Origin of the sequence: Homoserinimonas sedimenticola (genome assembly GCF_026094475.1) — a bacterium.
Lineage (GTDB): Bacteria > Actinomycetota > Actinomycetes > Actinomycetales > Microbacteriaceae > Homoserinimonas > Homoserinimonas sedimenticola.
In genome coordinates this window covers 931,932-944,392 of sequence record NZ_JAPELL010000001.1, presented here as the reverse complement: position 1 = coordinate 944,392, position 12,461 = coordinate 931,932, and the positions used below count along the sequence as shown (strand labels likewise).

Genomic DNA, 12,461 nt, shown 5'->3' with positions numbered 1-12,461 from the left:
GCCGACGGCAGCTGCTCAGACGAAGGCGGCCTTGCCCGTGATGGAGCGGCCGACGATGAGGGTGTTCATCTCACGCGTGCCCTCGTAGGAGTAGATCGCCTCGGCGTCGGCGAAGAAGCGGGCGACGTCGTAGTCGGTGACGATGCCGTTGCCGCCGAGCACCTCGCGGCACCAGCTGACGGTCTCGCGCATGCGCGCCGTGCAGTAGGCCTTGGCGAGCGCCGAGTGGTCGTCACGCAGCGTGCCCGCATCGCTCATCTCGGACACCCGCGTGCACATGGCGAGCGAGGCGGTGATGTTGCCGAGGCTCTTGACGAGCAGGTCCTGCACGAGCTGGTGCCCGCCGATCTCCTTGCCGAACTGCACGCGCTCGCCCGCGTAGGCGACGGCGGCCTCGTAGGCGCCGATCGCGATGCCGACGGCCGTCCACGCGACATCCGCCCTCGTGGCCCGCAGCACCTTGGCGGTGTCCTTGAAGCTGTTGGCGTTCTCGAGCTTGAGTGGGTGCGGCACGCGCACGTTGTCGAGCACGATGTCGGCGTTCTGCACGATGCGCAGGCTCTGCTTGTTCTCGATCTTGGTGGCCGTGTAGCCGGGCGTGGAGGTGGGCACGATGAAGCCCTTGACCTGGCCGTCCTCCGTGTCCTTCGCCCAGATGACGACGATGTCGCTGAAGGTCGCGTTGCCGATCCAGCGCTTCTCGCCGTTCAATACCCACTCGTCGCCCTCGCGCGTCGCGGTCGTGCGCAGGCCCTGCGCGCTGTCGCTGCCCGAGAGCGGCTCCGTGAGGCCGAAGGCGCCGACGACCTCGCCGCGGGCCATGCGGGGCAGCCACTCGGCGCGCTGCTCGCTGCTGCCGCATTCGGCGATCGCCCCCATCGCGAGCCCGTTCTGCACGCCGATGTAGGTGCACACGCTTGCGTCGATGCGCGCGAGCTCGACCGCGAGCCAGCCGCGGAAGACGGCCGAGTTCTCGAACGCCCGGGTCTCCTCCCACGCGAAACCCGCGACCCCGTGCTCGGCCATGCCCTTCACGAGCCCGGCGGGGAACTCTGCACGGTTCCAGTGGTCGTTGACGATGGGCTTGATGTCGCTCTCGAGCCATGCCCGCAGGTCGGCGAGGTAGTTCTTCTCCTGCTCGCTGAGCGTGCTCTCGAGGGCGTAGAAGTCGGAGCTGAGCGTGTCGAATGCCATGGGTTCTCCGTGGTCGAATGGGTCGGGACGCGAGGAGCCTAGGTGGGCTACCTGCGTTCCCCAAGGTGGTTGGTACTTTGGTCCTAAGCCGCTCGGCGCCTCCCCCCGGAGGTTTGTAGCTCGCCGTCAAGCATTTGCCTGAGGAGTTGTGATGTTGCTCCGCATCACCAATGACCCCCGCCCCTACGCGTGGGGTTCCCGCTCGGCGATCGCCGAGTTCCGCGGCGAGGCCCCTTCGGGCGACCCGGAGGCGGAGGTGTGGCTGGGCACGCATCCGGGGTGCCCCACGGCGGTCGTGGGGGCGGATGCCGCGGGCCTCCCTCCGACGCTTGAGGAGGTTGTGGCGGCCGAGGGTGCCGGCGACCGCCTGCCGTACCTGCTGAAGATCCTCGCTGCAGCGAGCCCGCTCTCGCTGCAGGCGCATCCGACGCCCGAGCAGGCAGCCCGGGGTTTCGAGCGGGAGAACGCGGCGGGCATCCCGCTCGACGCGCCGCATCGCAACTACAAGGACGACAACGCGAAGCCCGAGATCATCGTGGCCGTCAGTGAGCACTTTGACGCGCTGTGCGGCTTCCGTGATCCCGCCCTGTCGGCCGCCGACATCCGGGAACTCGCGGGCGACGACCCCGCGCTTGTGAGCCTCGCCGAGCGCGTCGAGGCCGAGCCGCTCGCGGCGGTGTTCGAGTGGCTCATCACGCGCGGCGAGGGAGTCGACGCGCTGGTGGAGCGGGCGGCGGTGGCGGCCGAGAGCGCTTCTGGCCCCGCCGCCGACACGATGCGGATGCTCGCGGCTGAGTACCCGGGTGACCCCGGCGTCGTCATCGCACTCCTGCTGAATCGTGTGAGCCTCTCGCGCGGCGAGGCGCTCTTCCTGCCGGCCGGCAACATCCACGCCTATCTCTCGGGTCTCGGCATCGAGCTCATGACGGCCTCCGACAATGTGCTGCGCGGGGGGCTCACCCCCAAGCATGTCGACGTGCCGGAGCTTCTCTCGGTGCTGGACTTCACTCCGCTGCCGCCGCCCTTCCTCTCGGCGCTTCCCATCACTGACGGGGTCACGGCATTCCGCCCTCAGGGTGCGGGCTTCGAGCTCGTGCGCGTGCGCGACGGAGCCGAGTTCACCGCGGGGCCGCGCTCGATCGTGCTCTCCTCGGAGGGTTCCGGCACGGTCACGGCAGCGGATGCTTCGCCGCTCGCTCTCTCGCGGGGCGAAGCCGTCTACGTGCCGGCGGGGGAGCGGGCGAGTGTGCGCGCTGACGCGGGCGGGGAGCTGCTCGTGGCCGCGGCCGCCAGCTGACACGTGCCTCTGGAGGGTTATCCGGCGGCACGCGGGCCGAAGGTGCGCCGGTAGGCGGTCGGGGTCGTCTGCAGGGACTTGACGAAGTGGTGCCGCATGACGGCCGCCGTGCCGAAGCCGCATTCTGCGGCGATGGATTCGAGGCTGCGGTGCCCCTGTTCGAGCAGCTGTTGGGCGCGCAGGAGCCGCTGGCGGTTGAGCCAGGCGGCGGGGGTGGCCCCCATCTCGGCTCGGAAGCGGCGGGCGAAGGTGCGCGCTGACATGTGGGCCTTGCGGGCGAGATGGGCGATCGTGAGGTCCTCGTGCAGGTTCTCGAGCATCCAGTCCGCGACGGCAGCGAAGGAGTCGCCCCGGTGCTCGGGCACGGGGTTGCCGATGTACTGCGCTTGGCCGCCGTCGCGCTGGGGCGGAACGACCATGCGGCGGGCGACGACATTGGCGACGGCGGCCCCGAGTTCGGTGCGGACGACGTGGAGGGCGGCGTCGATGCCCGCGGCGGTGCCCGCGCCCGTGACGACGCGGCGGTCATCCACGAAGAGCACGTTGGGGTCCACCAGCGTGCCCGGATAGTCGACCGCGAGGCGCTCGGTGTGCATCCAGTGGGTCGTGCTGCGGCGGCCGTCGAGGATGCCCGCGGCGCCGAGCAGGAAGGCGCCGCTGCAGACGCTCAGCACCCAGGCTCCGCGTCGCTCGGCGTCGCGAATGACCTCGAGGTATGCCTCGTCGTAGTCCCCCGTGTCGCTGGATCCGCCGATCGTGTGGGCGGGCACGGCGACGAGGTCGGCGTCGGCGGCGACCGAGAGGTCCTGGGTGATCTCCATCGTGTAGCCGAGGCTCGTGCGCACGGGGCCGGGGGTCGCGGTCGCGATCGTGAAGTCGAAGGCGGGCCCGCCCATGTCGCTGCGGTCGATGCCGAAGACCTCGCAGATGACGCCGAATTCGAACGGCGTCGTGCCGGGGATTGCAAGGAGCACGACCTTCTTGAGCATGGGCTTCCCTTTCACTCTCGACGTGAGATGGCACGATTTTATCGAACCATGGCGATACTGCCACTCGTGACAGATCTTCGATGCTCGTAGCGTTTCTGCCATGGAGATCTGGATGGCAGGAATCGTCGCGGTGGTGGTGATCGCAACGGTCGGCACGCTGCGAGGGCTCGCATCGGACGGGTATCGTCGAGTTCCGACGCGACGCTGGGGAGCGACGCGCCGGGAGCGAAATGCACCCGCTAACCCTCGATGAGGGGTTGAGGCTTTACGATTTGCGACTTGACGCGCGGGAACTACACGAGTGTAATTACTTCGATGCGTTTTCCGCGCACGTCGCACGCAAGGCCGAGGGGAGAGTGTGATATGGCGCCCGATCTACAGCGGAGGGGAGTCCCCGACGACTGGTTCGTCGACCCTGTGTCGCTCGGTGTCCCCGGAGTCCGGCGGCGCAGCGACGATGACGACGACAACGCCCTCGCCTGGCAGGCCGACTCGCTCTGCGCGCAGACCGACCCCGAGGCGTTCTTCCCCGAGAAGGGCGGCTCAACGCGCGACGCCAAGAAGATCTGCGCCTCCTGCGAGGTGCGGGCCCAGTGCCTCGAGTATGCCCTCGCCAACGACGAGCGCTTCGGCATCTGGGGCGGGCTTTCGGAGCGCGAGCGCCGCAAGCTCCGCAAGCGCGCCGTCTGAGCGCCATCCGCCCTGCGTGTCTCGAGGGCTGTGGCGACGTGAACACGTAGTCTCGGACAGATGCGCCAGAGAGTCACCGTCGTGCTCGTCGCCCGCAACGGCGGCGACACGCTGGAACGCACCCTCTCGCGGCTCGCGGAACAGACACGCACCCCCGACGAGTTGATCGCCGTCGATGTCGCCTCGCGCGACGACACGGCCGCGCTGCTGGCGCGAGCCCAACCGTCGCAGCTCATGACGCTGCCGCCGCGCGCCCCCGCCACTTTCGGCGCCGCCGTTGGCCACGCCGTACTTGGGACCCCCGTGCAGGACCCGGATGCCGAGTGGGTCTGGTTGCTCGCGCACGACAGCGCGCCCCACCCTCGGGCACTCGAACAGCTGCTCGGAGCCGTCGAGATCGCCCCCTCTGTGGCCATCGCCGGACCCAAGATCATGACCTGGGACCGGCCGGATGTCATCGCGGAGTTCGGGGAATCGATGACGCGCTTCGGCGCATCCGTCTCCCTCGTGGAGGGAGAGCTCGACCAGGCGCAGCACGACGTCACGGAGGACGTCATGGGCGTCGCGGCCAACGGGATGCTCGTGCGTCGCTCCGTCTTCGAGGCTCTCGGTGGCTTCGACTCCGGCCTCCCCTCGATCGACGCCGGGCTCGACCTGTGCGTGCGGGCCCGGCTTGCAGGCCATCGCGTCATGGTCGTGCCGGGCGCCAAGATCACCGCGCTTGGCGGGCCGGAACGCTTTGACGGACACGACGGAAACCCGCGACGGCACGCGCGCCTTGCCCGCATCGCCCAGCTGCACCGCCGCTTCGTCTATTCGCCGGCCCTGGCGGTTCCCGTGCACTGGCTGAGCCTGCTGCCTCTCGCCGTGCTGCGCAGCATCTGGCACCTACTTGCCAAGCGGCCGGGGCGCATCCCCGGAGAGTTCACGGCGGCGGTCGTGGCCGCCTTCGACGGCAGCGTGCCGGCGGCACGTCGTGCTCTCGGCCGGGCACGGCGGCTCGGCTGGAAGGCGATCGCCCCGCTGCGGGTCACCGCCGCGGAGTTGCGGGAGCGGCGAGGGCAGGCGCGCGAAGCGTTCTCCGCCACGGGCACGGTCGTCGACGACCCGCGAATCGGCTACCTGGGCGGTGGCGGGCTCTGGGTCGCCGTCTTCGGTGCGATTGCGGGGGTCATCGCCTTCGGCCCGCTCCTCACGGCCCGCGCCGCCACGGGTGGCGGCCTCCTGCCGCTCGGCGCGAGCGTCGGTGACCTCTGGTCGGCGGTCGGAGTCGGCTGGCGCGACATCGGTGCGGGCTTCTTCGGGCCCGCCGATCCTTTCGCAGCGATCGTCGCTGTGCTCGGCTCCCTGACGTTCTGGGAACCGTCGCTGAGCATCATCGCCTTCCACCTTCTCGCTCTGCCGCTCGCCTCCATGACGGCGTGGTTCGCCGCGCGCCGGATCACCCGCTCGCCGTGGATCCCCCTTGTGGCCTCCGTGCTGTGGTCGCTCGCGCCGCCCTACATCGCCTCGCTCATGAGCGGCCACCTGCCCTCTGCGATCGCGCACATCCTGCTGCCGTGGTTCCTGCTGGCCCTCCTCAAGGGCGCCCGCTCCGTCTCCTCCGCCGCCCTTGCGGCGCTCCTCTTCGCGGGCATCGCCGCCTGCGCCCCCGTGCTCGTTCCCGCCCTCCTCCTCGGCTGGCTCGCATGGATGATCGCGAGCCCGAAGGGCATCGGCCGACTCATCGCCATGCCCGTGCTCGCGGCGGCGCTCTTCGCCCCCCTCGTGATCGAGCAAGTCCTCCGCGGCACGCCCCTCGCCTTGCTCGCCGACCCGGGAGCGCCCGCCGCGGCGGGGGCGACCTCGGGATGGCATCTCGCCCTCGTGAGCGCGAGCGAGGGCCTCGGTGGATGGACGGATGCCGCTGCGCGGCTCGCGCTTCCCGGGGTCGGCGCTCACATCATCGTGGCATCCTTGCTCGCCCCTGTTGGCATCCTCGCGCTCCTCTCCCTCGTGATGCCGGGCATCCGCCGTGCCGTTCCTGCCCTCGCGGTTGCCCTCCTCGGTTTCGCGACGGCCGTCGCCAGCACGCACATCGCTGTTACCGCTCTCGGCGCAGAGACGGTGCCCGTGTGGCCGGGCAGCGGCCTGTCACTGTTCTGGCTCGGCCTCGTCGGCGCCGTCGTCGTCGCGCTCGAGGGGCTCGCTGCCGCCGGCCCCGTCGTCCGCGACCACCCGGCGGGCGGATGGGCGGGAGTCGTGGCATCCCTCGCGGTGCTCGCCCTCTCGATGCCGCTCCTGCTCGCCATGCACCTCGGTCACGCCGCCATCGAGCCGAGCGACGCCCGCCTCGTGCCGGCCGTCGTCGCGGCGGAGGCCCGCACCGACCCCGCCGTCGGCACCCTGCTGCTCACCCCCACAGCCGAGGGCGCCCTGCTCGCGACCGTACAGCGCGGCACGGGATCGACCCTCGAGGACCAATCGACGCTCGCCGCGACATCGGTCGACCTGTCGGATGACGAGCGCACCCTCGCGCGCCTCGCCGGCAACCTCGCCTCCCGTGGCGCCTACGACCCGCAAGGCGACCTCGAGGAGCTTCACATCGGTTTCGTCGTGCTCGCCGACCGCGAGGCGCCGGCCGCCGAGCCGAGCGGGGCCGCGCAGCAGGTTGCGCAGCGCACGATCGACTCGCTCGACGGCAGTGCCGACGTGACGGCCGTGGGCGAAACCGACCTGGGCTTGCTCTGGCGCATCGCCGACCCGCCCCGCACGGCGCCTGAGGAGCGGCCCGGACCCCTCGACACGCTTGAGGGGCGAGTCGTCGCGGGAGTGCAGGGCGGCATCGCCCTCATCACGCTCCTCCTCGCGGTGCCCACGCAGCGCCGCCGGCCGACGCGCATGCAGACGCTGGGGGAGGGGCCCGCGACGACCTTCGACGAGGATCTCGATGACTGACCCGCAGCGATCACACGAGCCGCAGGACGACGTCGGCGACATCGACCTGACCTACCCCGCCACGCCGGCTGCCCCCGCGGAGACGACGCCGAGTGGGGCAGCCAGGTCTCCCCGCACCCTCAAGGGCGCCGCCATCGTCTCCGCCCGCGTCGTCACCGGCCTCATCGGCGTCGCGGTCGCCGCCGTCGTGCTCGCCGCGACCATCCTGCTTCCCCTACCGACCCTCTCGCTCGAGCCCCCCGCCGTCGTCGTGACGCCCGTCGCCGCACAGCAGGCGAGGGTGTGCCCCGGCCCGCTCCTGCGGCTGGGGGATGACACGGGTGCGCAGGCGACCACGGCATCCGCCCTCGGCGAGGCGACCATCACGAGCGGTGCGAGCGACGGTGACATCGCTGAGACCCCAGCGCGCGATGTCGACGGCGGCGAGGACACCGGCGAGATCGTCGCGCTCGCGGGCAGTGACGAGGACGCCCTGCTCGCGGCGAGCCAGTCGCAGTCGCTTTCGAGCGGCGACTTCGTGGGCACGGCTGCCGCAGAGTGCCTCGAACCGCGCGACGACACCTGGCTGGTGGGCGGCGCGACGACGACGGGTCGCACGAGCATCCTCACGATCGTCAACCCCGGTGAGGTCGCCGCACGGGTCGACATCACGGTGTACTCGGATGCCGGTGCCGTGAGCGCGCCCGGAACCTCCGGCATTGCAATCCCGGCGGGCGAGCAGCGGGTGTTCTCCCTCGCGGGCCTCGCGCCCGGGCTGTCGAGCCCCGTCGTGCGCGTGCAGAGCCAGGGGGCGCTCGTGGTCGCGACGTTGCAACAGTCGACAGTGCGCACGCTCGAGCCCGGCGGTCTCGACTTCGTGACCGGACCGGCGGAGCCCTCGACCGAGTTGTCGATCCCGGGGGTCATCCTCCCCGATCCGGAGGACATCGAGGATGCGATTTCGGGCGAGGACTATCTCGATCTCAATCCGGCCATCCGGATGTTCGTGCCGGGGGAGGCGCAGGCGCACGCTGTCGTCACTATGGTCCCCGTGACGGAGGAGGGTGAGAGCGTCGAGGAGACACCCGTCGACATCAGCGTCACCCTCGATCCGGGCCGCGTCACGGAACTGCCTGTGGGCGGATTCGAGCCGGGACGCTACGTCGCCTCGATCGCCTCCGACGTGCCGATCGTCGCGGGAGTACGGGTCGCGACCGTCGCGAGCGATGGGGACAACGACTTCGTCTGGCTGCCCGCAACCCAGCCCCTCGACGACACCGCGCTGCTCGCCGTCGCGCGAGGCGCGAACCCTGTGCTCACGCTCCACAATCCCGGCGACGAGGACGCCGACGTGGTGCTCACCCGCGGCGACGCGGAGGCTGCCGTCACCGTCGAAGCGGGCAGCGCCGTCTTCGTCGAGGTCGCGCAAGGTGGCGTCTACACCCTGGAGGGCGTCGACGGGATGCACGCGAGCGTCGGCTACCTCAGCGCCGGCACCATCACAGCCCACAGCGTGAGCCCGAGGGCGCCATCCTCGAGCCCCATCGTCGTCTACCCGTAGCCGCGCAGCAAGAGACGGGCGGGCATCCGCAGCTCAGTAGTGGCGGAAGCGGTCCGGGGCGAGGTCCCAGGGGTCCTTGCCGAGCAGCTCCGCGACGGCCCGGAAAACGCAGCTCTCGATCACCATGCGCCGGTGCAACTCGTCGTCGCGGTGCAGGCGGGCGAGACGCTCGATCGGCAGCCGGTAGAGCACGATGCGCTGTTGCGAGGGGTAGACGCTCCAGCGGGCGACGCCCGTGCCACCCGACTGCACGGGCACAGCCGCGACCTCGAAGCGCACCTCGGCGAGCTCATCCGGCCACAGGTCCTTCAGGTAGCCGGCCGCAGCCGCGACCGTCATGTCGAAGACGTCGATGCGGGTGCGAAGCGGGGGCAGGTACGGCCCGGTCACAGAGGCGCGGATGCCGCGGCCGTGCCGATCGCGCCAGCCGCCGCGCTTCGATGCGCGTGTGCTGCGGGTCCTTGCCATCAGCCCAGTCTAGGCTGGACCCAAATGGACGGACGGCCCTGCAGCAAGGTCGCGTGCACGAGCGCCGCGATCTCGACCCTCACCTACGACTACGCCGACTCGATGGCGGTGCTCGGCCCCCTCAGCCAGAAAGCCGAACCGCACAGCTACGACCTGTGCGAGCGGCACTCGGAGCGACTCTCAGCCCCACAGGGGTGGCAGGTCATCCGTCATGTAGCTTTGGGAGCATGAGCGACCCCATCGATCTCTCCGCATTCATCAAGGCCTACGACGTGCGGGGGCTGGTCGGTAGCCAGCTCACCGAAGAAGTGGTCGAAGCGCTCGGCGCCGCCTTCGTCGACGAGGTGGATGCTGCGGGCAGCGACATCATCGTCGGCCACGACATGCGCGACTCCTCGCCTCGCTTCGCCGCCGCCTTCTCACAGGGCGCGCGGGCCCGCGGTGCCGACGTCGTGCTGATCGGACTCTGCTCGACCGACGAGACCTACTTCGCCTCAGGCCACCTCGACGCGCCGGCCGCCATGTTCACCGCCAGTCACAATCCGGCCACCTACAACGGCATCAAGTTCAGCCGCGCTGGTGCCCAGGGCATCAGCTTCGACACGGGCCTTCGCGGCATCCGCGACCGTGCCACCGCCTACCTGCGCGACGGCATCCAGCCGGTCGCCTCGCCGGGCGAGCAGCGCGAGCGCGACGTGCTCGCCGACTACGCCGCCTACCTCCGCTCCCTCGTCGACCTCTCCGGCATCCGCCCGCTCCGTGTCGTCGTCGATGCGGGCAACGGCATGGGCGGGCTCACGGTACCCGCCGTGCTGGGAACGGCCGCTGGCCTGCCGGAGCTGCCGATCGAGGTGCTGCCGCTCTACTTCGAACTCGACGGAACCTTCCCCAACCACGAGGCCAACCCGCTCGAACCGGAGAACCTCGTCGACCTGCAGAAGGCGGTCGTCGAGCAGGGCGCCGACCTTGGGCTCGCCTTCGACGGGGACGCCGACCGCTGCTTCGTCGTCGACGAGACGGGCGCACCCGTCACCCCGTCGGCCGTTGCGGCGGTCGTCGCGCTGCGCGAAATCCGGCGGGCGCGCGAGAGCGACCCCGCGGCATCCGTCAGCGTCATCCACAACCTCATCACCTCGCGGTTCGTGAAGGAGACGATCGAGGACGCCGGGGCCATGCCCGTGCGCACCCGCGTCGGCCACTCCCTCATCAAGGACGAGATGGCGGCGACGGGCGCCGTCTTCGGCGGGGAGCACTCCGCCCACTACTACTTCAAGGACTTCTGGGGCGCCGACAACGGGATGCTCGCGGCCATGCACCTGCTCGCCGAGTTCGGTGCCCAGGAGGAGACGCTCTCGAGTTTCGCCGAGCGCTTCAACCCGTACTTCCAGAGCGGCGAGATCAATTCGACCGTGACCGACATCCCCGCCGCCTACGCGCGCATCGTCGACGCCTTCACGACGGAGGGCGAGTTCGACGAGCTCGACGGGCTCACGGTGAGCGGGGCATCCGAGGCGGGCTTCTGGTGGTTCAACGTGCGGCCCTCAAACACGGAGCCCCTCCTGCGGCTCAACGTGGAGGCCGCGACCGAGCCCGAGATGGAGCGCCTGCGCGACCGGGTGCTCGCCCTCATCCGCCAGTAGTCGCCTTCGCCGGTTCCTGAATGATGAACGGCGGCATCTGCGAGAATTGGCGGATGCCCTCCTCCAGCGCCCCCACGAACTTCGACTTCAAGGTCGCCGACCTCGGCCTCGCCGAGTCCGGCCGCCACCAGCTCCGCCTGGCGGAGAACGAGATGCCAGGCCTCATGGCCCTGCGCGAGGAGTTCGGCGCCTCACAACCGCTCGCGGGCGCCCGCATCGCCGGCAGCCTGCACATGACGGTGCAGACGGCCGTGCTGATCGAGACACTCGCGGCTCTTGGCGCACAGGTGCGCTGGGCGAGCTGCAACATCTTCTCCACCCAGGACGAAGCTGCCGCCGCGATCGTCGTCGGCGACGGCACGCCGGAGGCGCCGGGCGGCGTCCCCGTCTTCGCCTGGAAGGGCGAGAGCCTCGAGGACTACTGGTGGTGCACCGAGCAGATCTTCGACTGGTCGGCCGAGGCATCCGCTGCCGGCGCCGACTGGACGGGCCCCAACATGATCCTCGACGACGGGGGTGACGCGACCCTCCTCGTGCACAAGGGTCGCGAGTTCGAGCTCGCGGGCGCGGTTCCGGATGCTGCGGCGGGCGACACCCACGAATGGACCGTGATTCTCGACACCCTGCGTCGCTCCCTCGCCACCTCGAAGGACCGCTGGACGCGCATCGCCGCCGACATCCAGGGGGTCACGGAGGAGACGACGACGGGCGTGCACCGCCTCTACGAGCTCGCGCGGGCGGGGGAACTGCAGTTCGCCGCCATCAACGTCAATGACTCCGTGACGAAGTCGAAGTTCGACAACAAGTACGGCATCCGCCACTCCCTGCCGGACGGCCTCAACCGGGCGACCGACGTGCTGATCGGCGGCAAGGTCGCCTTCGTCTGCGGCTACGGCGACGTCGGCAAGGGTGCCGCGGAGGCGCTGCGGGGCCAGGGCGCTCGCGTCATCGTGAGCGAGGTCGACCCCATCTGCGCGCTGCAGGCAGCTATGGACGGCTACCAGGTGACGACGCTCGAGTCCGTCATCGGGGACGTCGACATTGTCGTCACCGGCACGGGCAACAAGGACGTCGTCACGGTCGAGCACCTGCTGGGCCTCAAGCACCTCGCGATCGTCGCCAACGTCGGCCACTTCGACAACGAGATCGATGTCGCGGGACTTGAGCGGCTCGAGGGCGCCGAGCGCATCGAGATCAAACAGCAGGTGCACGAGTGGCGCCTGCCGACGGGCCGAAGCGTGCTCGTGCTGAGCGAGGGGCGCCTCATGAACCTCGGCAACGCCACGGGGCATCCGTCGTTCGTCATGAGCAACTCCTTCACCAATCAGGTGCTCGCCCAGATCGAGCTCTACGCGCACAATGAGCGCTACGAGAAGCAGGTCTATGTGCTGCCGAAGCACCTCGACGAGAAGGTCGCGCGACTGCACCTCGATGCGCTCGGCGTGCAGCTCACGACGCTGACACCCGAGCAGGCCGCCTACATCGGCGTTGACCCTGCTGGCCCGTACAAGGTCGACCACTACCGGTACTAGATCGCGCCGCAGCATCCGCAAGGCCGCGCCGCAGCATCCGCACGGCGCTACAGCGCGGTGTTTTCTGCACGGCGGGGTGTTTTCTGCACGGCGGGGTGTTTTCTGCACTGCGCGGTGTTTGCACGGCGCGGTGTTTTCTGCACGGCGGGGTGTTTTCTGCACTGCGCGGTGTTT

General features: G+C 70.1%; 10 protein-coding genes. 7 read left to right on the top strand and 3 right to left on the bottom strand.

All coding sequences use genetic code 11. The features are described 5' to 3' along the window. Window positions 1-15: 15 nt before the first annotated feature. Window positions 16-1,194, bottom strand: coding sequence for an acyl-CoA dehydrogenase family protein (locus OH146_RS04395; RefSeq protein WP_265157740.1), 1,179 nt, complete (start codon window positions 1,192-1,194; stop codon window positions 16-18). A gap of 151 nt (window positions 1,195-1,345) precedes the next feature. On the opposite strand from OH146_RS04395, the gene manA reads away from it, so the two are divergent. Continuing rightward, the gene (manA, locus tag OH146_RS04390) at window positions 1,346-2,491 is read left to right on the top strand and encodes a mannose-6-phosphate isomerase, class I (RefSeq protein WP_265157738.1); all 1,146 of its coding nucleotides are present in this window, start codon (window positions 1,346-1,348) and stop codon (window positions 2,489-2,491) included. Window positions 2,492-2,508: 17 nt separating this feature from the next. On the opposite strand, the gene OH146_RS04385 is transcribed toward manA, so the two are convergent. Continuing rightward, on the bottom strand, window positions 2,509-3,480 hold the full coding sequence (locus OH146_RS04385; RefSeq protein WP_265157736.1) for a GlxA family transcriptional regulator: 972 nt from the start codon (window positions 3,478-3,480) through the stop codon (window positions 2,509-2,511). A 363-nt stretch (window positions 3,481-3,843) separates the two neighbouring features. Here OH146_RS04385 and OH146_RS04380 point away from each other — a divergent pair, with 363 nt between their 5' ends. Genes OH146_RS04380 through OH146_RS04370 form a run of 3 tightly spaced genes read left to right on the top strand, consistent with a single transcriptional unit; the run spans window position 3,844 to window position 8,647 of the window. Next, window positions 3,844-4,170 carry a WhiB family transcriptional regulator gene (locus tag OH146_RS04380; protein ID WP_265157734.1) on the top strand — a complete coding sequence of 109 codons (327 nt, stop codon included), beginning with the start codon at window positions 3,844-3,846 and terminating at the stop codon, window positions 4,168-4,170. 60 nt (window positions 4,171-4,230) lie between these two features. Continuing rightward, the gene (locus OH146_RS04375; protein ID WP_265157733.1) at window positions 4,231-7,107 is read left to right on the top strand and encodes a glycosyltransferase family 2 protein; all 2,877 of its coding nucleotides are present in this window, start codon (window positions 4,231-4,233) and stop codon (window positions 7,105-7,107) included. Continuing rightward, window positions 7,100-8,647: a DUF5719 family protein gene (locus OH146_RS04370; protein ID WP_265157732.1), complete on the top strand. Its 1,548-nt coding sequence runs from the start codon at window positions 7,100-7,102 to the stop codon at window positions 8,645-8,647. Before OH146_RS04375 ends, OH146_RS04370 begins: the two co-directional genes overlap by 8 nt. Window positions 8,648-8,680: 33 nt before the next feature. Here the strand turns inward: OH146_RS04370 and OH146_RS04365 are convergent, their stop codons facing one another. Continuing rightward, window positions 8,681-9,115: a metallopeptidase family protein gene (locus OH146_RS04365; RefSeq protein WP_265157730.1), complete on the bottom strand. Its 435-nt coding sequence runs from the start codon at window positions 9,113-9,115 to the stop codon at window positions 8,681-8,683. A 24-nt stretch (window positions 9,116-9,139) separates the two neighbouring features. On the opposite strand from OH146_RS04365, the gene OH146_RS04360 reads away from it, so the two are divergent. From OH146_RS04360 to ahcY, 3 genes are read left to right on the top strand one after another with little or no spacing between them, the layout of a single operon-like run. Next, on the top strand, window positions 9,140-9,346 hold the full coding sequence (locus OH146_RS04360; RefSeq protein WP_265157728.1) for a DUF3499 family protein: 207 nt from the start codon (window positions 9,140-9,142) through the stop codon (window positions 9,344-9,346). Next, on the top strand, window positions 9,343-10,755 hold the full coding sequence (locus OH146_RS04355) for a phosphomannomutase/phosphoglucomutase (RefSeq protein ID WP_265157726.1): 1,413 nt from the start codon (window positions 9,343-9,345) through the stop codon (window positions 10,753-10,755). The genes OH146_RS04360 and OH146_RS04355 overlap by 4 nt, the downstream gene beginning before the upstream one ends. Before the next feature lie 53 nt (window positions 10,756-10,808). Continuing rightward, entirely contained in the window at window positions 10,809-12,287 is a 1,479-nt protein-coding gene (ahcY, locus tag OH146_RS04350) for an adenosylhomocysteinase (RefSeq protein WP_265157724.1), read from the top strand. Window positions 12,288-12,461: the final 174 nt, after the last annotated feature.